General features: G+C 45.9%; 18 protein-coding genes. 13 read left to right on the plus strand and 5 right to left on the minus strand.

Going from position 1 to position 22,719, the window contains the following annotated elements; genetic code table 11:
- Positions 1-22 precede the first annotated feature (22 nt).
- A complete protein-coding gene (locus AB4405_RS22820) occupies positions 23-1,807 on the plus strand; it encodes a protein-disulfide reductase DsbD (RefSeq protein WP_372062963.1) in 1,785 nt (594 codons plus the stop codon).
- 99 nt (positions 1,808-1,906) lie between these two features.
- Positions 1,907-2,536 carry a response regulator transcription factor gene (locus AB4405_RS22825; protein WP_102471184.1) on the plus strand — a complete coding sequence of 210 codons (630 nt, stop codon included), beginning with the start codon at positions 1,907-1,909 and terminating at the stop codon, positions 2,534-2,536.
- A 79-nt stretch (positions 2,537-2,615) separates the two neighbouring features.
- Here AB4405_RS22825 and AB4405_RS22830 read toward each other — a convergent pair whose 3' ends face one another.
- On the minus strand, positions 2,616-4,349 hold the full coding sequence (locus AB4405_RS22830; RefSeq protein WP_372062935.1) for a potassium/proton antiporter: 1,734 nt from the start codon (positions 4,347-4,349) through the stop codon (positions 2,616-2,618).
- Positions 4,350-4,681: 332 nt separating this feature from the next.
- On the opposite strand from AB4405_RS22830, the gene AB4405_RS22835 reads away from it, so the two are divergent.
- Together AB4405_RS22835 and AB4405_RS22840 are read left to right on the plus strand one after the other, a co-directional pair.
- A complete protein-coding gene (locus AB4405_RS22835) occupies positions 4,682-4,948 on the plus strand; it encodes a DUF4212 domain-containing protein (RefSeq protein ID WP_372062936.1) in 267 nt (88 codons plus the stop codon).
- Between the two features lie 10 nt (positions 4,949-4,958).
- Complete coding sequence (locus AB4405_RS22840; RefSeq protein WP_102471187.1) at positions 4,959-6,662, plus strand: sodium:solute symporter family protein; 1,704 nt, start codon at positions 4,959-4,961, stop codon at positions 6,660-6,662.
- A gap of 138 nt (positions 6,663-6,800) precedes the next feature.
- Here the strand turns inward: AB4405_RS22840 and AB4405_RS22845 are convergent, their stop codons facing one another.
- From AB4405_RS22845 to AB4405_RS22860, 4 genes are all read right to left on the minus strand, one after another.
- Positions 6,801-7,136, minus strand: coding sequence for a DUF3316 domain-containing protein (locus AB4405_RS22845; protein WP_102468226.1), 336 nt, complete (start codon positions 7,134-7,136; stop codon positions 6,801-6,803).
- 258 nt (positions 7,137-7,394) lie between these two features.
- Positions 7,395-7,727, minus strand: a complete 333-nt coding sequence (locus AB4405_RS22850) for a DUF3316 domain-containing protein (RefSeq protein WP_372062937.1) — start codon at positions 7,725-7,727, stop codon at positions 7,395-7,397.
- Positions 7,728-7,889: 162 nt separating this feature from the next.
- Entirely contained in the window at positions 7,890-11,318 is a 3,429-nt protein-coding gene (locus AB4405_RS22855; protein ID WP_372062938.1) for a PAS-domain containing protein, read from the minus strand.
- 104 nt (positions 11,319-11,422) lie between these two features.
- Positions 11,423-12,610, minus strand: a complete 1,188-nt coding sequence (locus AB4405_RS22860) for a 3-phenylpropionate MFS transporter (protein WP_372062939.1) — start codon at positions 12,608-12,610, stop codon at positions 11,423-11,425.
- A 268-nt stretch (positions 12,611-12,878) separates the two neighbouring features.
- On the opposite strand from AB4405_RS22860, the gene AB4405_RS22865 reads away from it, so the two are divergent.
- The 9 genes from AB4405_RS22865 (at position 12,879) to fis (ending at position 22,561) form a co-directional block, all read left to right on the plus strand.
- On the plus strand, positions 12,879-14,705 hold the full coding sequence (locus AB4405_RS22865; RefSeq protein WP_372062940.1) for a putative nucleotidyltransferase substrate binding domain-containing protein: 1,827 nt from the start codon (positions 12,879-12,881) through the stop codon (positions 14,703-14,705).
- Between the two features lie 37 nt (positions 14,706-14,742).
- Positions 14,743-15,369, plus strand: coding sequence for a 3'-5' exonuclease (locus AB4405_RS22870; RefSeq protein WP_372062941.1), 627 nt, complete (start codon positions 14,743-14,745; stop codon positions 15,367-15,369).
- Between the two features lie 169 nt (positions 15,370-15,538).
- A complete protein-coding gene (acs, locus tag AB4405_RS22875; protein ID WP_102468220.1) occupies positions 15,539-17,488 on the plus strand; it encodes an acetate--CoA ligase in 1,950 nt (649 codons plus the stop codon).
- A gap of 274 nt (positions 17,489-17,762) precedes the next feature.
- The gene (aroQ, locus tag AB4405_RS22880; protein WP_102468219.1) at positions 17,763-18,209 is read left to right on the plus strand and encodes a type II 3-dehydroquinate dehydratase; all 447 of its coding nucleotides are present in this window, start codon (positions 17,763-17,765) and stop codon (positions 18,207-18,209) included.
- A gap of 57 nt (positions 18,210-18,266) precedes the next feature.
- Positions 18,267-18,725, plus strand: a complete 459-nt coding sequence (gene accB / locus AB4405_RS22885; protein WP_102468218.1) for an acetyl-CoA carboxylase biotin carboxyl carrier protein — start codon at positions 18,267-18,269, stop codon at positions 18,723-18,725.
- A 15-nt stretch (positions 18,726-18,740) separates the two neighbouring features.
- A complete protein-coding gene (gene accC, locus AB4405_RS22890; RefSeq protein WP_372062942.1) occupies positions 18,741-20,084 on the plus strand; it encodes an acetyl-CoA carboxylase biotin carboxylase subunit in 1,344 nt (447 codons plus the stop codon).
- Positions 20,085-20,190: 106 nt separating this feature from the next.
- On the plus strand, positions 20,191-21,072 hold the full coding sequence (gene prmA, locus AB4405_RS22895) for a 50S ribosomal protein L11 methyltransferase (protein ID WP_102468216.1): 882 nt from the start codon (positions 20,191-20,193) through the stop codon (positions 21,070-21,072).
- Between the two features lie 200 nt (positions 21,073-21,272).
- Positions 21,273-22,241: a tRNA dihydrouridine synthase DusB gene (gene dusB, locus AB4405_RS22900; protein ID WP_102468215.1), complete on the plus strand. Its 969-nt coding sequence runs from the start codon at positions 21,273-21,275 to the stop codon at positions 22,239-22,241.
- A 23-nt stretch (positions 22,242-22,264) separates the two neighbouring features.
- Positions 22,265-22,561, plus strand: coding sequence for a DNA-binding transcriptional regulator Fis (fis, locus tag AB4405_RS22905; RefSeq protein ID WP_006073423.1), 297 nt, complete (start codon positions 22,265-22,267; stop codon positions 22,559-22,561).
- Positions 22,562-22,719: the final 158 nt, after the last annotated feature.

The raw sequence follows: 22,719 nt of genomic DNA on the forward strand, positions 1-22,719 counted from the left end.
AACTTGCCAATATTTCCTTATGATACGAATACTTTATAAGCTCATCCTACTTTCTCTTGTCGCCATATCATGGCCAAGCCTTGCTCAATTCGAACAAGACTCAGGTGCGGTATTTTCACCTCAAGCCCCCAATAGCTTTGTTCCAGTTGATCAAGCATTTCCGTTCAATTACTACCAACAAGGGCAACGGATGTTCATCGATTGGCAAGTCAAAGATGACTATTATTTGTATCAAGATAGGATCAGTATCAGTGGCGATAACGTCACCATAGGCGCTCTTGAAATGGAGGATGGTACGCCATACGAAGACGAATTCTTTGGCAAAGTAAACATCTATACTGAACCGCTCTTCATCCAGGTCCCACTAGAGAAATATCAGCAAGGGGGACAACTGATTGTTCAGTATCAAGGCTGTGCGAAAGCTGGCTTTTGCTACCCACCCGAAACTAGAACCATTACGATAGAGCCATTTAACTTCGATGCCTCTGCCGTTGCCCCACAAAGGCCAATCACAACAAGCTCAACAACGATTGATACCACAACGTCATCAAGCAATAACCTCACCGATAAGCTCGCTCAAGTATGGTGGGCCCCGGCGCTCTTCTTGTTACTAGGTATTGGTCTTGCGTTTACCCCTTGCGTGTTACCCATGTACCCTATCCTCACCAGTATTGTATTAGGGGGGGGTAAGCGTACACAAAAGCAAGCGCTTGGACTTTCTTTTGTTTACGTTCAAGGCATGGCCTTAACCTATACCTTACTTGGGCTTATTGTTGCCTCTGCTGGCATGCAATTTCAAGCGGCGATGCAACACCCATATGTATTAATAGGGCTCAGCATTCTCTTTGTCGCACTGGCATTATCCATGTTCGGCTTGTACACCATACAGTTACCGTCCAGAGCTCAAACTTGGTTAAACGGTATCAGCAATCAACAACAAGGAGGCAACCTCGTCGGTGTCTTTTTGATGGGCGCTATTTCTGGCCTTGTTTGTTCGCCATGTACGACTGCGCCACTCTCTGGGGCATTACTTTATGTCGCACAAAGTGGTGACCTCTTAACCGGTGGCATTACCTTGTATGCGTTAGCCTTAGGCATGGGGATCCCACTGATCGCGGCGGCTGTATTTGGCAATAAACTGCTTCCTAAAGCAGGTGCATGGATGGATCGAGTCAAAACCCTCTTTGGATTTGTCCTACTTGCGGCGCCTATTTTCTTACTCGAGCGTATTTTGCCTGAGCTTTGGAGCACAGCACTTTGGTCTGGGTTAGGTATTGCTGCGTTTGGCTGGTTGTATCATCAGAAAAACACCCTCACTTTCGGGGGGTGGAAGCAAAGCTTTGTCGGCATTGTGGCCATACTTGGCCTTTTTGCCTCTGCGCAACCCGCCTTACAGTATTGGTTTGGAGAGTCTTTGCATACTCGCTCAGAAGCACAAGTTTCATTTACTCGAGTAAGTAACGTAGCAGAACTAAATCAAGCTCTTGAGCAAGCCAAACTGGTTGGTAAGCCTGTCATGCTCGATTTCTACGCTGACTGGTGCGTCGCTTGCAAAGAGTTTGAAAAATACACCTTCCATGACCCATCGGTTGAGCCTGTATTAAAAGGGTTTGTCTTACTGCAAGCCGACGTCACTAAAAATCAACCACAGGACATTGAATTACTAAAAGCAATGAATGTACTAGGGCTTCCAACCATTGAATTTTGGGATTCTCAAGGGCAAGCTCAACCCAGCGCCCGACTGACAGGCTTTGTTCCGGCCGAGGATTTCTTACAACACCTGAGAAAAAGCCAACTAACTCAATAAAAAATTCGATTCGCATCAGAGTTTTGCATTGAGTTAATTGTTTGCTATCTCAAGAGCATCAATAATAGTGTTAACATTTTTGTAAAATATCGAGATAACATGGAACCGACGTACACCATCATTATCGCTGACGATCATCCACTGTTTAGAAATGCACTATTTCAATCGGTGCACATGGCGATAAGTGGTGCCAATTTATTGGAAGCCGATTCCCTCTCCTCTTTACTCAGCTTGCTCGAGAAAAGTGAAGAACCCGATCTGATATTGCTCGATCTGAAGATGCCCGGAGCAAACGGTATGTCCGGTTTAATTCAACTTAGAGCGGATCACCCAGACATTCCGATTGTGGTCATTTCTGCAAGTGAAGAAGCCAGTATCGTCTCTCAGGTGAAGATACATGGGGCCTTTGGTTTCATTCCAAAATCAAGTGATATGAAGGCACTAATTGGTGCCTTAAACCAAGTCCTTGAAGGGGAACCTTACTTTCCGGTTGAGTTGCTTTCCGATGACTCAGCTTATAGCGATCTGGCGGAAAAAATCGCGACCCTCACCCCTCAACAATACAAGGTTCTTGGCATGCTGTCAGATGGCCTACTCAACAAGCAAATTGCTTATGATTTGAATGTTTCTGAGGCGACGATCAAGGCCCATATGACCGCCATATTTAGAAAGTTAGGGGTAAAAAATCGAACTCAGGCGGTTATTTTACTTAATGACGCTAGTGAATAAATAAACTCGATAGCCCTGCAAGGGTTATCGAGTTATTCATAAATCGTTTTCGACAATCACACCCTAACGCACAATATAATCATGACTCGTCCAATGTTTCAGGCAAACAAAGTCCTAATTTAGTGACGCTATTCTCTTCAATTGCCGCCACCACCCACTGCAATCCATGCCATTCAAAACTGTCACCTAACACGGGTTGAGCGCCGAGCTCTTTTTCCACTAGGCTTTTCAATGTCATATCTTCATCAACATCATCAAAGTCTAGGCCATAAAAAGTCGATACATCGGATAACCTAGCAGTAGCATCCAAAAAGAAGTCACCAAAGAATCGTGCCAAACTTTCATCTTCTGGCGCGTCACTAAACAAGGCACTTAACGCGTCTAAGTCTTTATCTTGAGCCAAAACACACAGCGTATCGTCCGCTCGTAATACCGTACTTCCTGATGGATGTAGGAGCTGGTTATCTCTAAATAGTGCCGCGATACGAGTACCTTTCGGCATCTTTAATTTACGTAATGGTTCACCTACACACCACTTTTCCAGTTTCAGTTTATAAATAAACAGTTCCCACTCACTGGTCGGAAATATTTCGACACCGGAGCGAGACATAGGCTCAGGTTTAGGTGGTAATTCAACCTTAGCTAAGGCTGCGGCCTTCATTAACGTGCCGCCTTGTACCACCAACGAAACCAACACCACAAAGAACGCAATGTTGAAATACAATTGGGCATTAGGAAGCCCCGCCATCATAGGGTACACCGCGAGGATAATAGGCACCGCGCCTCTTAGCCCAATCCATGAGATAAACCATTTCTCACGAGCACCAAAACTCTTAAACAGAGACAAGCCTAACCAGACGGAGATTGGCCTTGCAAAAAAGATCATACCAAACGCTAATGCAAAGCCAGGGAGCATAATTTCAATCAGGCTGGATGGGGTCACCAATAAACCGAGTACCAAAAACATCACGATTTGGCTAAGCCAAGTCATGCCATCCAATACACTCAATATGGAATGACGAGAACGAGTCGGTTTATTGCCCAGTAATAACCCCACCAGATAAATCGACAGAATACCGCTACCACCAAGTTGGTTTGCGAGCGCAAGTAGCGCAACGCCTCCACTGATGACTAATATCGAATACAACCCTTCGTGCAACTGTGTTCGATTAACCAACTTCCAAAGCAACCAACCACCAGCCAAACCGATGAAGATACCAATACCAAATTGCATCAGAAAACTCTTAACCAGGAACGTTGCCCCCAAGTCAGAGCCTGAACTACCAAGAACCGCAATCAATGTAACGGTCAGGAATACAGCCATAGGGTCATTGGTTCCAGACTCAATCTCAAGAGTCGCACCAACACGTTCATTGAGTTGACGCCCTTTCAGTAAAGAGAAAACGGCCGCAGCATCTGTTGACCCCACAATAGCGCCAACCAAGATGCCTTGTAAGAGTTCGAGGTCAAACAACCACATCGCCATCAAACCAGTAAGCGTTGTGGTACAAGCGACACCAAGCGTTGCCATTGTAATCGACGGCCAAAAAGCAACGCGAAAACTAGCAACTCTGGTGCGCATCCCGCCATCCAGCAAAATGACAGCCAGTGCTAGATTGCTTACTAGGTAGGTTATTGAATAGTCGTCAAAATAAATGCCACCAGGGCCATCTTCTCCAGCCAGCATCCCGATGCCTAAAAACATGACGAGAATCGGGACACCTAGCTTTGCTGACACCTGGCTAAAGACCACGCTCAATGCCACAAGAACGGCGCCCGTTAAAAAAAGGCTATTAATCGAATCTGCGTCCACTCATTCCTCTCCACAATGCTTGTAACTTATTACTAACACGGCAATTAAAACATAATTGTTCACGTTCAACTTCGTTAATTTACAAGACACTTGTGTACTAATGTGTACTTAATTGACCTATCACCGCTTGTTGATACTGTTAAATATTAGACCTTTGGCTAATTTAACAGCAAATTAACATCACACTTTTTGCATGCAAAGACATAAGGCACTGTTAGTTAATGTATTTATAGCTTTCGGCGCTCGACTAAAGTTGCACAGAGTTCTAGTCAAGACCCTGCTACCTTATTAAGCGTAACATTACGTTAACACCACTTAATAAGGAGATGGCCATGGCGTTCGAATCATCGGAACATGCGCAAGCCTACTGGAAAGAAAACTTGGGAATCATGGGTGCACTGCTCACGGTTTGGTTTGTCGTATCTTACGGCGCTGGCATTTTATTTGTTGATGTCCTCAATACCATTCAATTTGGCGGTTTTAAGCTCGGATTTTGGTTTGCTCAGCAAGGTTCGATTTATACCTTCGTGGCGCTGATATTTATTTACGTTGCTCGCATGAATGCGCTCGACAAAAAATACAACGTACAAGAAGACTAGAGGCTAGAACATGGATATTCAAACTTGGACGTTTATTCTCGTCGGTATTACCTTCGCATTGTATATCGGCATCGCAATCTGGGCTCGTGCGGGTTCAACCAGTGAGTTTTACGTAGCGGGTGGTGGTGTGCACCCCGTCGCTAACGGCATGGCGACAGCCGCAGACTGGATGTCGGCAGCATCGTTTATTTCAATGGCGGGTATTATTTCCTTCGTCGGTTACGACGGCGCGGTTTACCTTATGGGTTGGACCGGAGGTTATGTACTTCTTGCGCTATGTTTAGCACCTTACCTTCGCAAATTTGGACAATTTACGGTTCCCGATTTTATTGGTGAGCGTTATTACTCAAGAACCGCACGTATGGTTGCCGTCTTTTGTGCGATCTTCGTATCGTTCACTTACGTCGCAGGCCAGATGCGTGGTGTTGGTGTCGTATTCTCTCGTTTCTTAGAGGTCGACATTAACCTCGGCATCATTATCGGTATGGGTATTGTGTTCTTCTACGCGGTACTAGGTGGCATGAAAGGTATCACTTATACACAGGTAGCTCAATTCTGTGTTCTCATTTTCGCTTTCCTTGTCCCTGCAATTTTCACCTCTATCATGATGACAGGTAACCCACTTCCACAGGTTGGTATGGGCTCCACACTTACCGGAACGGATGTTTATCTACTTGATAAACTTGATGGATTAACTGAAGAGCTCGGGTTTACCGCCTATACCGAAGGCAACAAGAGCATGGTGGATGTGTTCTTCATCTGTGCCGCTCTAATGGTAGGTACTGCCGGTCTTCCTCACGTCATCATTCGCTTCTTCACAGTGCCACGTGTACGTGATGCTCGTATCTCGGCAGGTTGGGCACTTCTGTTCATCTCATTGCTGTACACAACTGCACCTGGGGTTGCCGCATTTGCTCGCGTTAACATGATTGAGACCATCAACGGTCCCGACATGAAAGGGGTTCCTGCCGCTGAAGCACCGAGTTGGTATCAAAACTGGGAAAGCACAGGCCTAGTCGGCTGGGAAGATAAGAACGGCGACGGTAAGATGTTCTACTCGGGTGACGAACGCAACGAAATGAAGATCAACCGCGATATTATCGTACTGGCTTCTCCTGAGTTGGCAAAATTACCTAACTGGGTGGTTGCATTGCTTGCAGCGGGTGGCCTAGCGGCTGCACTGTCAACGGCTGCGGGTCTATTATTAGTCATCTCTACCTCTATCTCTCATGATTTACTGAAGAAAGGCTTCAGACCAAACATGACCGATAAGCAAGAGCTACTCGCCGCTCGTATTGCAGCAATGGTCGCGATTGTCGGGGCGGGGTACTTAGGTATAAACCCTCCTGGGTTCGTTGCACAAGTGGTTGCTTTTGCCTTTGGTCTAGCCGCTGCCTCTTTCTTCCCTGCCATCATCTTGGGTATTTTCTACAAGAAGATGAATAAGGAAGGAGCCATTGCCGGTATGTTGACGGGTATTGCCTTCACTGCAAGCTACATCATTTACTTCAAATTCATTAACCCAGCAGCAAGCTCACCTGAAAACTGGTGGTTTGGAATCAGCCCTGAAGGGATTGGTACACTGGGTATGTGTCTAAATTTTGTTGTATCCATTGTGGTCAATAAATTTACCGCTGAAGTGCCAAATGACGTACAAGAAATGGTTGAGTCTATTCGTTACCCGAAAGGCGCAGGCGAAGCTCACGACCATTAATCAACTGACAAACAATAACAACGTTACTATAAAGTTGGCTTAACAACGAAAAAGACCGATGTTTGCACATCGGTCTTTCTTATTTCACCATTAAGCCATTAAGCCATTAAGCCATTAAGCCATTAAGCCCAAAATAGCCTATGAACGCTCTTTATAAGAGTATTCTACGTCGACAACAGCGCGATACTTAATTTCGCCACGATTTTCCGCGAATTCTTGAACCGTTATCTGTGCATCATCAACCTTCACACTGTTTCGAAGTAAGTCACCTTCATGCACTCGAAGCTTGTACACCAAGTCCGTTGATGGCATCGCCTTCAGATCTTCTACAATTTGAAAACCAGCATCGTATGCTTGCTGTTTCGAACTAAAACCATCGGAGTGCAAATCAATATCACCCACGAGTGATGTTGTCGTCGCCATTGCTGCTGAAGAAAGAAGTAAAGACGCGGTGATTAATGTTAATTTTTTCATGATGACACCTCATTGTTTTATCGGTATTGCACTCTCTGAATCGCCATCGCTATAAGCATGTCGCTAGTAACTATGCGACCAACAACGTTGAGGGCTGTCCCGTGTATTTGACATTTACTTACCGAAGTTCAGCTGAACTTCAAAAATAGAGCGCGGAATAGCAGTCAGTATGTTCTATTCATACCCTTCTCTTTAATAAGCAGATTGCATTCTTTGCTTAAAAATACGACACATTCCTAAGATAAGACCTCTCGGAGCTTAACTATCTTTCGCGTCATATTCGTAGTTTACGTTCACTGACGCTCGGTATTTAATAACACCTTGTTTTTCAGCGTATTCTTGAACAGAAATTTCTGTGTTTTTTAATTCAATATCTTGAATGTTTTCACTGTGCCCATTCAACTTTAATTGGTGTGCTAAAGCACCATTGGTCATCTCATTGAGTTCATCAACCAACTGATAACCAGCTTCATAGGCTTGTTGCTTACTCTGAAAACTTTCTGTTTCAAGTTTGGTATTACCGATATCGCTTCCTGCGAATACACTTCCAGACATAAGAGCGATGGACGCTACCATGATTAGTTTTTTCATATATTCACCTTTCCAACTGACTTGTTTGAAGAGGAGTCTATCGTAACGCTCCATCTGTAAAGAGTCTGTCAAGCAAGGTAAATGAAGTGTTATATAAGGTAAAGTGATGGAAAACTTAATAACATAATCATGACACTTATGCTTCCCATCACTTTCATCTGACTAAGGACGATTCAGCATCGCTCTTAATTTGAGGGGCTTCACTGGTTTGGGTAAAAAGCTGAAGCCATTAGATTTGATACCTTCGAGCATGGTTTCCGTGCGGTCGGCACTGATGATCACGCCTTTAAATGAATCGCCAAGTCTCAATCGGCACTGCTGGAGAACCTCTAACCCCGTCCTACCATTATCTAAACGGTAATCCGAAAAGATAACATCAGGTTGCCAGTCATCTTCTAGATGCTTAAGGCTACTAACCAAATCTAAGGCTGTTTTGACGTCACACCCCCAGCGCGCCAGTAGGGTCTCCATACCCACTAAAATGTCTGGTTCATTATCAACACACAATATCTTAAGGTGCTGCAATGCCTCATTATGGGTGGATGGGATAGGTTTCAAAATAGATTCAACCACGCTCGCCTTATCAAGCGTGATTGAAAAAACACTTCCTTGGTCTTGCCAGGACTGCATTGATATTTGATGATTAAGCACACGAGCGATCCCTCTTGATATCGCCAAACCTAAACCTAAACCTTGATCAGCGCGAGCTTGATCAACTCGAGAGAACTCATCAAAAATCTCTTTTTGTTTATCTTCAGGAATACCAATGCCATCATCCCACACATCAATCCTGACACGCCCATTAACGCGCCTCGCCCCTAATACCACTTTACCTTCTGGATTATAGCGAAAAGCATTCGTCAAAAAGTTTTGTAATACCCGACGTAACAACTTAGGGTCGGAACGTACAATGAGACTTGAAGAGACCACCGAAAAGCGAATATTTTGCCCGACCGATATTGCACTAAACTCAGCCTCTAATGTGTCAAAAACCTCAGACAAGGCAAAGCCACGCATTTTGGTTTGTAGCTTTCCTGACTCTAAGCGAGAAATATCCAGCAGATCACCAATTAATTCTTCTGCCGCACCCAGTGCACTTTCTATGTGTGACGATAACTTTTTAGTTTCATTATCTTTACTCACCTCCGACAATGAGGAAGCAAACAAACGCGCCGCATTAAGGGGCTGCATTAGATCATGACTCACTGCCGCTAGGAAACGCATTTTAGAATGTGATTCCGTTTCAGATTTCTGTGTCGCTAACACCAGTCGTGTATTGAGTTTTTCTAACTCTTTTGTCCGCTCAACAACCCTAACTTCTAGCCGTTCATTCGCATCTCTTAGTGCATTTTCAGCCTCTCGAAAGACGGTAATATCGGTAAAACTCATCACAAACCCTCCGCCAGGCATTGGGTTTCCTTGCACCTCAATGACGCTACCATCGGCTCTAATTCTTGAAGACGTGTGGGGTGAGCCCTGCTCTAAATGATAGATCCGTCGACGCACATGCTCATTGGGATCACCAGGGCCACATAACCCTTGCTCTGCATTGTGCTGAATCACATCTGCAATGGGTCGCCCCACCTGAATCAAACCTGGGGGAAAGGTGAACAACTCCAGATAGCGACGATTCCATGCCACCAGCCTAAGCTGCTTATCCACCACCGCAATACCCTGCCCAATATGTTCAATCGCGCCTTGCAACAAGCCGCGACTAAAGTGGTAAAGCTCAGAAGCCTCATCAACGATGGTCGCCACTTCTTCCAACTGCATATTTCGCCCCTGCAGTGCAGAGGTCAGCACGAGCTTAGCCGAAGAAGCACCAAATACCCCTGCCAACACTCGCTCCGTGTGGCGAATTAATTCTGCCGATGCTTGTTGATTGGGCAGCCCATCTTGTTGCTGTTGTCGCCAGAATTGTCGATACGCGCTGCGCACCCGCGTGCGACCGACAAATCGAGAGGCCAACATCTCTAGCTCAGCCACCGTAACGCGGCTTTGATAGAGACTGATATTCTCACTCTCAGGCAAGGGGGTGCCAACGAATGATGCGGACTGTAAGCGCTCAGTTAGGCTCGCGCGTGTCGATAATGACACGGCAACAAAACATATGGCATTAAGAACCACGCTGATCAGCATGCCCCAATCCGAGTTAGCAATATCGAGCGATGCGAACATTTCTGGGGGCGTAATCACCCATATCAACAGGTTATTTTGTGCATCACCGGCCAGCAACCCGGTCTCTCCCATTAATGTAATCAACCAAATTGTAAAACCAACCAACAAGCCGACATACACGCCTTTACGATTACCCAAGCGCCAGTACAACCCACCGATAAGCGCTGGGGCAAATTGAGTAATTGCCGAGAAAGATAAAAAGCCAATCGCAGAGAGGGAATGAATACTATCCAGAGCTTGATAAAACAGCCACGCTCCAAGCAGCAACAAACAAATCAAGGCTCGACGAATAATCAGTAACAAGCCAGAAAGGTGACGATGAGAACGATGGGCAAGCTTAATTCGACGTAATAACAGCGGCATCACCAAGTCATTCGAGACCATAATTGCCAGCGCAATTGTCGATACAATGACCATGCCACTTGCCGCAGAAGTACCACCAAGAAAGGCCAATAACGCAATATGGTCGGCATCAGCAAACTTAGGAATACTGATCACATACGTATCAGGTGACGCCCCCATTAATAGCCCTTGGCCAACCCAAGCAATGGGCAAAACAAATAGCCCCATCAAGATAAGATACACAGGGAATAACCAGCGAGCAGTATGAAGATCTTGAGCACGCTCGTTCTCAACCACCATAGTATGAAATTGCCTTGGTAGACAGATAATAGCCATCATGGTCAGAGCGGTATGAATCAGCAGCGTTGCGATATTGGGGGATTGATAAGTACTCGCCGCCAACTCAGACAACTGAATATCGGGTCTTTCCCAAGCAAGATAAAGGATAAAAAAGCCGACCACTAAAAAAGCGAACAGCTTAACGATAGATTCAAACGCTACGGCCATCATCATGCCACGATGATGCTCTGTATTATCGACATGGCGCGTACCAAACAGCATGGTAAAGACCGCCAGAGCACCGACGACAAACCACGAAATATGAGTATCTTGATAACCAAGGTCGGTGGCTAAAGTCGGCGCAACAACATCCAGCCCCATCGTGATGCCACGCAGTTGTAGTGCAATATAAGGCAAGATGCCTGCGACGGCGATGAGGGTCACCGCCACCGCTAGGCCTTGAGATTTTCCGTATCGAGCCGCGATAAAATCGGCTATGGAGGTGATGTGTTCACGCTTGGCTATCAACACAAGACGAGCAATCAATCGCCACCCTAAGGTAAACACCAAAATAGGGGCAATATAAATCGGCAAGAATGACCAAGGGTTATTACTCGCTTGCCCTACCGTTCCGTAGAAGGTCCAGGAGGTACAATAAACGGCAATCGAGAGGCTATAGACCCAAGGCCGCCACTTAGATAACCATTTTTTTTGCCTATCTCCATACCATGCGATGAGAAATAACACCCCAAGGTATGCCAGCGAGACCGGAACTACTATCCATCCTTGCATCGATCATATCCCTTAAACACTGTCAGTACTTAAAACGCCACTCGCATTTTAAAACCATTGCCATTATTTAAAGGGCTATAACCCAATAACTCAAACGCTTAGCGTCATTTCTGTGGTTCAGGCTGAGAAATATCCTTGATGTATTCAGTGGGTTTACCACTCGGCTCGACTTTAATAAAGAGCGCAAGCACCCCCATCACTGCCATTCCCCAAAAAATATTTGCCCCCCACTGCTCGTAACCCCAACCACTTACGGCCATCATCAACGCAATAAAAGCACCAAGTGGAATCGCATTATAAAGTGACTGTAGTGCCACCATCTTATTGGGTTCAGATTTTTGGATATATTGAATAGCGGCAATATGAGCAATGCCAAATGTCACACCATGCAATAACTGAATAATGACGAGCGCAGGCAATGCAATAGTTGATGCCGTTAAGCTCCAACGAATAATCACACCAATCGATGAGATCACAAACAACGTACGCAGTGACCAGCCAGCAAACCATTTTTTGCTAAAAGCAAACAGCATGACTTCAGAAACGACACCAAGACTCCACAGATAACCGATCACACTCTCAGGGTGCCCTGCTTCTTTCCAATAAATGGAACTAAAGCTGTAATACGCAGCATGACTGCCTTGAATCAGGGCAATCAGCACGAGAAAACGAATAACGTTCCGGTCACAAAGCAAGGCTTTTAGGCTTGGCCGCTCCATCGAATGCGATCCTTCGCTCGCTGGTGGCGTCACCGGTGTTCTCATCACCAGCAGCATGGACAACACAAACCCTGCCAGCGCCGTGTAAACGATCATATTAGCGCCAAACTGCGAGGCCAAATACCCGACAACCGAGGAACCAACGATAAAGGCTATCGATCCCCAAAGACGAGTACGACCATAGTCCAATATGCCACGGCTAGCATAGTGATTAGCCATTGCGTCAGACAAAGGCACCACTGGGCCAAAGCTCAAATTAAACAAGACGGTAACCAGGGCAAGCAGCACAAAACTTGGCCCAGCGGCAAGATGTAATGCAATGAATATTGTACAAGCGAGCGTCGCCCAACGGAGCGCCGGCAGTAACCGCTCAACCTGATGAATTCTTGGTGTAATCAATAGATTGGCGACACACCGAGTCGCAAAGCCCAATCCCATCAACATACCGACATCTGTTGCAGAAACGCCTTGATCTTCAAACCATAGCGCCCAAAACGGTAAATAAACACCATAAGAAAAGAAGAAACCAAAAAGATACTGGGACACCCAGGCAAAAGGGGAAGGGTTCAACATAACAACAACCTAAAAAGAAAAGATAAATTCGCACATGCCCTAGTCTTTCGAGCAATCGTACACATTATGCAATGACATGACCTTCCAAAAAAGGGAATTGTTACGAGAAATAAATTACCTCCAATTCCACGATGCCACATTGCGTAGCCTTATGATGGCAACATGACGACAGCGTCAAATATCGAGACGACATTCGACTAAAGTCGTCTGGAGGTTAGCCAAATAGTTGTCAGACTAAAGGCATGGTAGGACAACACAGAGAACGCCGATGCCTGATAAATTTAATATGTCATTACCCCCGTTCGATCGGTTATCTGAGCGCGAGCAATCTCAATTGCGTGCATCTCTAGATGTGGCCTACTTTCGGGAAAAAGACGTTTTACTTAAAAGCAACCAAACCAGCCCTCACCTATTTATCCTCATTAAAGGCGCGGTTGAAGAACGCGATAACAATAGCCATGAGATTTACGCTCACTACACTTATGATGACATGTTTGATGTCAGAGCTCAGTTTGGCGATCCGGTGAAACACCACTATGTCGCATTGGAAGACACATTAACCTACCTATTACCGACCGACGTTTTTCTCTCGTTATACCAAGCTAATGGCCAATTTGCAGCGTATTTCGATAGTAACCTAGCGACAAGGCAACAACTGGTAGAGGATGCTCAAAAACAGCAAAATCTCGCAGAGTTCATTCTTACTCAAGTCGATGAAGACATTTATCATCCGGCATTAATTATTCACTCAGATCGTACGATTACCGATGTCACGCAGCAGTTACTTGCGCAAGGTGTTGATGCGGCCTTAGTCGAATTGAAAAAGGATGACCCAAGAAGACATGAACATCACTCAGCACTGCCTTACGGCATCGTCACCCGCACCAATATGCTTCACGCAGTGGTGCTTGAACACTTGCCATGTAATACCCCCATCAGCGACATCGCCACTTTTCCTGTCCATCACGTAGAAAAAGAAGACTTTCTCTTTAATGCCATGGTGACCATGACCCGACAGCGTGTTAAGCGTCTGATGGTTTGTGACGGCGCTCTCCCTGTTGGGATGCTCGACATGACTCAAATTCTCAGCACGTTTTCAACTCATTCTCACGTGCTATCACTCAGTATTGCTCGCTCAAATAGCATTGAAGAGCTTGCCCTAGCGTCAACAAAACAACAGCAATTAGTCGACAGCTTAATGAGTAACGGCATTCGCACACGATTCATGATGGAGCTCATTTCCGCCGTCAATGAACAAATCATTGAAAAAGCGTTCGAACTCGTTTTACCACCTGCGATACAGAATCATTGCTGCTTCATCGTGCTAGGTTCTGAAGGGCGTGGAGAGCAGATACTAAAAACCGACCAAGATAACGCCCTGATCTTAGATGACGGCCTTGATTGGCCCGCCCAGCAAACTGTACTGGAGACACTGAGCCACACACTGGCTCGCCTTGGATACCCCTTGTGCCCCGGTAAGGTAATGGTCAGCAATAATAAATGGGTGAAAAGCATCAGTGAGTGGCATACATACCTTAATCAACTCATTTCAAAAGCGACACCAGATAGCGTCATGGAACTGGCCATATTGGCTGACGCGCGAGCGGTGGCTGGCAACCTTGACCTTTTAACACCGATTAGTGCCTCGCTAAGAAAACAAATGAAGGGGCAAGAACTCATTCTTGCTGACTTTGCCCGCCCCGCTCTTACCTTTGGTGTACCACTCACCTTGTTTGGTAATGTAAAAACATCCAAAGAGGGGTTGGATATTAAACAGGGCGGCATTTTTCCTATTGTTCACGGTGTACGGGCTCTCAGCCTGGAATACGGTTTAGAAGCAACGAACACCTTTGACCGCATTGACCAACTCGTTAAACATCGCGTGTTAGAAACGTCAACCGCTGACAACCTTTCAGAAGCACTCAAACAGTTCTTTAAGTTACGACTGCAACAGCAACTCCGTCACCACCATACACACAATGCGATACAACTGGATGGGTTAGAGCGCCCTGAACGTGATTTATTGCGTCACGGATTGCATGTGGTTAAAAAGTTCAAGCAATGGCTAGGGTACCACTACCAAATTCGCTTATAACGGCGCAACGCGCTAACGGTAAAGATAGGGAGCACTGATGAATCCAATCACTCGCTTTTGGTGGCAAAGGAAGCTGAAAGGCAGCCCATACGCTGCATTATTTGCTCGCCCATCAATAGACGAATGCGTTTCGCTCGATTGTGAAACCACTAGCCTAGACCCAAATGTGGCAGAGATTGTGACGATTGCGGCAACAAAAATCATCGATAACCGTGTTATCACTAGCGCACCTTTTGAGGTACACCTTCGAGCCCCTCAGTCACTTGATGAAGCATCAATAAAGATACACCACATTACTCATCACGATTTAAAACACGGCATCAGTGAACAACACGCCATTCGTTCTCTAATTGACTTCATTGGCAATCGTCCCCTTGTTGGCTATCACATCCGTTATGACAAAAAAATTCTCGACCGGGTGACAAAAAAGCACTTAGGGTTTCCGTTACCCAACACACTTATTGAAGTCAGCCAACTCTACAATGACAAGCTATTGCGCATGCTGCCTAATGGTTATTTTGACCTGAGCTTAGAAGCCATATGTCGTCATCTACAGATCCCAGCCTATAACAAACATGACGCCCTGAATGACGCTAAGGCAGCAGCGCTCGTTTATTTGAAGCTCACGCGGGGCACAATGCCTCCATTTACCCTACAAAACTGATTTTGCGATTGACCTCTCACTTTACAAGACACTCAAGCCATTGATTTTAAATGAAAAATGACAACTACGCCTAAAGTCTAATTGCTGTTCAAGCCAATATAGTCGAGAGTTGATAACAGATGTAATTCAGCCCAAGTCTGGAAGTGCTCAATTCACAAGGAGAGAAGCGATGAGTGAAGTTCATGTTTATCCGGTAAAAGAAAATATTAAAACGCATACGCACGCGGATAACGACACTTACCTATCCATGTATCAGCAATCTGTTAGTAACCCTGAAGCATTTTGGGGAGAACACGGTAAAATCGTTGACTGGATCAAACCCTTCACCCAGGTAAAAAATACCTCTTTTGATACAGGCCACGTCGATATTCGCTGGTTTGAAGACGGCACGCTCAATGTGTCGGCAAACTGTATTGACCGTCATCTTGCAGATAAAGGCGACGATGTGGCAATCATTTGGGAAGGCGACGACCCTAACGATGATAAAAGCCTCACCTTTAATGAACTCCACAAAGAAGTGTGTAAGTTCTCCAATGCCCTAAAAGCACAAGGTGTCAACAAAGGCGATGTGGTATGCCTATATATGCCAATGGTGCCTGAGGCAGCTGTCGCTATGCTAGCTTGTACTCGTATTGGCGCTGTTCATACCGTGGTGTTTGGTGGATTTTCACCAGAGGCACTGTCTGGTCGAATCATCGATTCGGATGCAAAAGTCGTCATCACCGCTGATGAAGGGGTTCGAGGGGGACGCGCCGTTCCTTTGAAAAAGAATGTAGACGAAGCACTCACCAACCCAGATGTGAAAAACATCACTAAAGTGATGGTTCTAAAACGCACGGGTGGAGAGGTTGCATGGCATGAGCATCGTGACGTTTGGTGGCATGAAGCTACTGCTAGCGCGTCGGAGGTATGCCCTCCAGAAGAGATGAACGCCGAAGACCCACTATTTATTCTTTATACTTCTGGTTCAACGGGTAAACCAAAAGGCGTACTGCACACGACCGGCGGCTATCTCGTCTACGCGGCAATGACATTCAAATATGTCTTCGACTATCAACCGGGTGAAACCTTCTGGTGTACTGCCGATGTAGGGTGGATTACCGGTCACACTTATTTGGTTTATGGGCCACTCGCGAATGGTGCAAAAACCATTTTGTTTGAAGGCGTGCCAAATTATCCCAATACTAGCCGTATGAGTGAGGTGGTGGATAAGCATCAAGTTAATATCCTCTACACTGCCCCGACTGCGATTCGAGCCCTCATGGCGAAAGGTGATGAAGCGGTCAAGGGTACCAAGCGCGATAGCCTACGAATCATGGGATCGGTAGGTGAACCTATTAACCCCGAAGCTTGGGAGTGGTATTACAAGACCATCGGTAATGAGCAATCACCAATCGTAGACACATGGTGGCAAACAGAAACGGGTGGCATTTTAATTACCCCATTACCTGGCGCAACAGACCTAAAACCGGGCTCGGCGAGTAAACCATTCTTTGGCGTTCAACCCGCATTGGTCGATAACATGGGTAACATTATAGAGGGTGCAACTGACGGTAACTTGGTTATTCTCGATTCATGGCCAGGTCAAATGCGCACAGTCTACGGTGATCATGACCGTTTTGAGCAGACATACTTCTCAACCTTTAAAGGCATGTATTTTACAAGTGACGGCGCTCGACGTGATGAGGATGGCTACTACTGGATTACCGGTCGTGTCGACGATGTGTTGAATGTGTCTGGACACCGAATGGGGACTGCAGAAATCGAGTCAGCTTTGGTTGCTTTCGATAAAATTGCCGAAGCTGCCATTGTGGGTATTCCTCACGATATTAAAGGCCAAGCCATTTACGCGTATATCACACTGAATGATGGCGAATATCCTTCGGCAGAACTGCACAAGCAAGTTAAAGATTGGGTAAGAAAAGAAATTGGCCCTATCGCGACACCCGACGTGTTGCACTGGACCGATTCATTACCTAAAACACGCTCAGGTAAGATTATGCGCCGGATATTACGAAAAATTGCCACTGGAGACACTAGCAACCTAGGGGATACCTCCACACTCGCCGATCCAGGCGTGGTTGATAAGCTTATCGCAGAAAAGGCTGAACTCGCGTAAATCAGCAACATACCAACAACAAACCGCCTGCTTGTCAGGCGGTTTTTTTGTATCAAGTTTTTTCAGTACCAGGTAAAAACGTGCACTCTGTTGCAAGTTTTTGGACAAAGATAGGGAGATTAGACCAGTAAATTGCTGCTAAATGCTGTGAATTAGCTATAATCTTGGTCAACTTTTAAAAAACAGCCTAAAATTAGTGTCACATTAGGCTTGTTCTTTAGATAAACTTGAGATAAATCACGTTCATTTCACGTTAACAGAAGATGGCAGCATTATGACCGCAAAGTCACGAATTCTAGTTTTAAATGGCCCAAACCTTAATCTATTAGGACTGAGGGAGCCGGGACACTATGGTTCGGAAACACTATCACACATAGTTGATAACTTAACTGACTTGGCTCAAGTGCAAGGTGTCGAACTGACACACCTGCAATCTAATCGTGAATACGAACTCATTGAAGCAATCCACGCTGCGCACGGTAATATCGATTTTATCATCATCAACCCTGCCGCGTTTACCCACACCAGTGTCGCGCTTAGAGATGCACTGCTTGGCGTTTCAATCCCATTTATCGAAGTTCACTTATCAAATGTTCATGCTAGAGAACCATTCCGCCACCACTCTTATCTGTCTGACAAGGCACAGGGGGTCATTTGTGGATTAGGAGCTCAGGGCTATGAATTTGCACTTTCAGCGGCGATTAAAGCACTGAAAGCATAATAGATACTCTATGGCTGCGCAGCAGTCATCTAACTCACATAGAGAAGAGAAAGAAACATGGATATTCGTAAAATAAAAAAACTTATTGAACTAGTAGAAGAGTCTGGTATTTCTGAGCTAGAGATATCTGAAGGTGAAGAGTCAGTACGAATCAGTCGTAATAGCCCTGCTAGTGCTGTTGCACCGATTCAATACGCAGCGGCGCCTGCACCTGTGGCCGCCCCAGCGGCGCCTGCAGCAGCTCCAACAGCAGCGGCACCAGAAGCGCCGGCTACTCCAGCGGGTCACCAAGTGCTTTCTCCTATGGTCGGTACGTTCTACGGCGCACCAAGCCCTGATGCAAAACCATTTGTTAAAGTTGGCCAACAAGTGTCTGCTGGCGATACATTATGTATCGTTGAAGCCATGAAAATGATGAACCAAATCGAAGCAGATAAATCTGGTATCGTGACGGCGATTCTTCTTGAAGACGGCCAGCCTGTTGAGTTCGACCAAGCTCTAGTCATTATCGAATAATAGAGAGCGCTCATTATGTTAGATAAATTAGTAATCGCGAACCGTGGTGAGATTGCACTGCGTATTCTGCGCGCTTGTAAAGAGCTCGGTATTAAGACTGTCGCCGTTCACTCAACGGCCGATCGCGACCTTAAGCACGTACTTCTTGCAGACGAAACCATTTGTATCGGTCCTGCTCGCGGTATCGATAGCTACCTAAACATCCCGCGCATTATTAGTGCAGCGGAAGTCACTGGTGCTGTTGCTATTCACCCTGGCTATGGCTTCCTATCTGAAAACGCCGATTTTGCTGAACAAGTAGAGCGAAGCGGTTTCATTTTTGTTGGTCCTAAAGCTGAAACCATTCGAATGATGGGTGACAAGGTCTCCGCGATCAATTCAATGAAGAAAGCGGGTGTTCCTTGTGTGCCTGGTTCGGATGGTCCATTAAACGACGACGAAGCACAGAATAAAGCTCATGCTAAACGTATTGGCTTCCCAGTAATCATCAAAGCCTCTGGTGGTGGTGGTGGTCGTGGTATGCGCGTGGTTCGTGCCGAAGCTGATCTGACTGAAGCCATCGCGATGACGCGTGCGGAAGCAAAAGCATGCTTCAACAATGACATGGTTTACATGGAGAAATTCCTAGAAAACCCTCGCCACATTGAAGTTCAAGTACTTGCTGACGGTCAAGGGAGTGCTATCCACCTTGGTGAGCGTGATTGTTCGATGCAACGTCGCCACCAGAAAGTAGTGGAAGAAGCGCCGGCCCCTGGTATCACAGAAGAAATGCGTAAGTACATCGGTGAGCGTTGTACTCGTGCTTGTCTAGAGATTGGCTACCGTGGTGCAGGTACCTTTGAGTTCTTGTACGAAAACGGCGAGTTCTACTTCATTGAAATGAACACGCGTATTCAAGTTGAGCACACGATCACCGAGATGGTGACTGGTATTGATTTGGTTAAAGAACAGCTGCGTATTGCGGCTGGTCAACCACTATCGTATACCCAGGACGACATTAAACTGCGTGGCCACTCTATCGAGTGTCGTATCAATGCAGAAGATCCTGTTCGCTTCCTACCGTCACCAGGCAAGATTACGCGCTTCCACGCACCAGGTGGCATGGGGGTTCGTTGGGAATCACACATCTATACCGGTTATACTGTACCACCGCATTATGATTCAATGATTGGCAAGCTCATCACTTACGGTGAAAACCGTGACGTGGCGATCGCTCGTATGAAAAATGCGTTAGGTGAAATGATTGTCGAAGGTATTAACGTTAATACTGAGCTACAACTCGCCATCATGAATGACGAAAACTTCCAACATGGTGGTGCCAACATCCACTATCTTGAGAAAAAACTCGGACTGCAGTAAACCCGTATTCCAAAATGACTAAGCCCACTCATGTGGGCTTTTTTTATGCTCTATTTTCGTGAATCTGCTACACTCTGCGCAAAATTACTCAGCACGGACCCGACTCATGCCTTGGATTCAAATCAAACTCAACGCCACAAATGACAACGCTGAACTTATCGGTGATATGTTAATGGAGGAGACAGGTGCACTCTCTGTCACTTTCTTAGATGCCCATGATACTCCGGTTTTCGAACCCCTACCGGGTGAGACTCGTCTTTGGGGTGATACCGATATTGTCGCTCTCTATGATGCAGAGACAGACACCAAGCTCGTGCTTGCACAAATCACGGCAAGTAACATGTTAGCCGCTAACTTCGCACACAAGGTTGAGCAACTCGAAGACAAGGACTGGGAACGTGAGTGGATGGATAACTTCCACCCAATGCAGTTTGGTAAAAGGCTGTGGATCTGCCCAAGTTGGCGAGACGTCCCAGAGCCTGACGCAATCAATGTGATGCTTGATCCTGGTCTGGCTTTTGGTACCGGTACTCACCCTACGACTGCACTGTGCTTAGAGTGGCTTGAGTCACTCGATCTTGCCGGTAAAACCGTCATCGATTTCGGCTGTGGTTCGGGCATCCTTGCGATTGCAGCGATTAAGCTTGGTGCGGAAAAAGTCATCGGTATCGATATCGACCCTCAAGCACTTGTCGCCTCAAAAGACAATGCCCAGCGCAATGGTGTTGCTGATCAACTTGAGCTTTTCCTACCGCAAGATCAGCCTGAGCACCTACTTGCAGACGTCGTCGTTGCCAATATTTTGGCTGGTCCACTTCGTGACTTATCTGGTGTCATTAAATCGCTCATTAAAGAAAACGGCAAATTAGCGATGTCGGGGGTTCTCGATACCCAAGCCGAAGATGTAGCGAACTACTATCGTGATGACATGAGCGTAGATCCGATTGTTGAACTCAAAGAATGGTGCCGTATTTCCGCCACTAAATAGCAATAAGTAAATGAGAAGTCGATAAATCCACTCAATGATGACGACTTCTCCATTCAAATTCAGATTACTTTCGCCACTAAAAGGCTGAAAATCAGGCATTTTGCAGAAACAAATTGTAAATGCTCAAATATTAGTCTTTTCACGCATCAAAAAAATGCGTAAAATGCGCGCCCTTGCTTGTGTAAACCTGTGGCGCTGTTTTGAAAATCGGAAAATACCAACTTAAGAACAATCTTATCGTCGCCCCTATGGCTGGAGTGACAGATAGACCATTTCGTGAGTTGTGCCTTCGTTACGGTGCAGGAATGGCGGTCAGTGAAATGATGTCCTCTAATCCTAAGCTATGGAAAACAGCTAAGTCACAGCAACGCATGGTGCACGAGGGTGAATCCGGTATTCGCTCTGTGCAAATTGCAGGTGCCGATGCACAGCTTATGGCTGATGCGGCACAATTCAGTGTTGAGAACGGTGCACAAATCATCGACATCAACATGGGGTGTCCTGCAAAGAAAGTAAATAAAAAGCTTGCGGGCTCTGCGCTGCTTAAGCATCCAGATATTATTGAAGATATTCTGCGTGCGGTTGTTGATGCAGTAGATGTCCCTGTGACACTAAAAACCCGAACAGGCTGGGACACAGATAATAAAAACTGCGTCCAAATTGCAAGGCTTGCCGAAGATTGTGGCATACAAGCACTCGCCCTTCATGGTCGAAGTAAAGCTTGCATGTATAAAGGTGAAGCAGAATACGACAGCATCAAAGCGGTAAAAAAAGCCGTCTCTATTCCCGTTATTGCTAACGGTGATATAGACACCCCAGAAAAGGCCAAATTTGTTTTGGATTATACTGGCGCTGACGCTTTGATGATTGGACGTCCGGCCCAAGGACGGCCATGGATTTTCGAGGAAATCCAACATTACTTGGAAAACGGCACACTGATGCCTGAGCGTCCAGATGCGGATGTTGAGAGTATTTTGCTTGGCCATGTTCACGCCCTCCATGAGTTTTATGGGGAGTTTTTAGGTCCACGTATCGCGCGCAAGCATGTTGGCTGGTATTTAAAAGAACATGCACAAGCCAGTGAATTTCGTCGTGCCTTTAATGCTATTGATGCTGCTAACGAACAGATCGATTCATTAAAAGGCTATTTTAAAAACGTTGCATCATAATTACGAGAAGAGCTAAACCGATTATGTTCGAACAGAATTTGACTTCAGAACCATTGACAGTTACGACAGTAACATCTCAAGACCAAATCACTCAGAAGCCACTACGTGACTCTGTCAAAGCGTCTCTAAAGAACTACCTTGCTCAATTAAATGGTCAAGACGTCACTGAGTTGTATGAACTAGTGCTGGCAGAAGTTGAACAACCACTACTAGACACCATCATGCAATACACACGCGGAAACCAAACTCGCGCAGCAACCATGATGGGTATCAACCGTGGTACGCTTCGCAAGAAATTAAAAAAATACGGCATGAACTAATAGGTTCTCGTAACTAGCTGAACACCAAAGCCACCTTCCTTCGGAACGTGGCTTTTTTATTTTTATGTTCAACCACTTGAATACTTCCTCTCCTCCTACCACTGCGTGCCACAGCACAAAGTTGAAGCTAGCTCAAATCTTCAGCTACTCGGGGATAG

It is taken from the genome of Vibrio sp. 10N.261.51.F12 (assembly GCF_041471725.1).
In the GTDB taxonomy this organism is placed as follows: Bacteria; Pseudomonadota; Gammaproteobacteria; order Enterobacterales; family Vibrionaceae; genus Vibrio.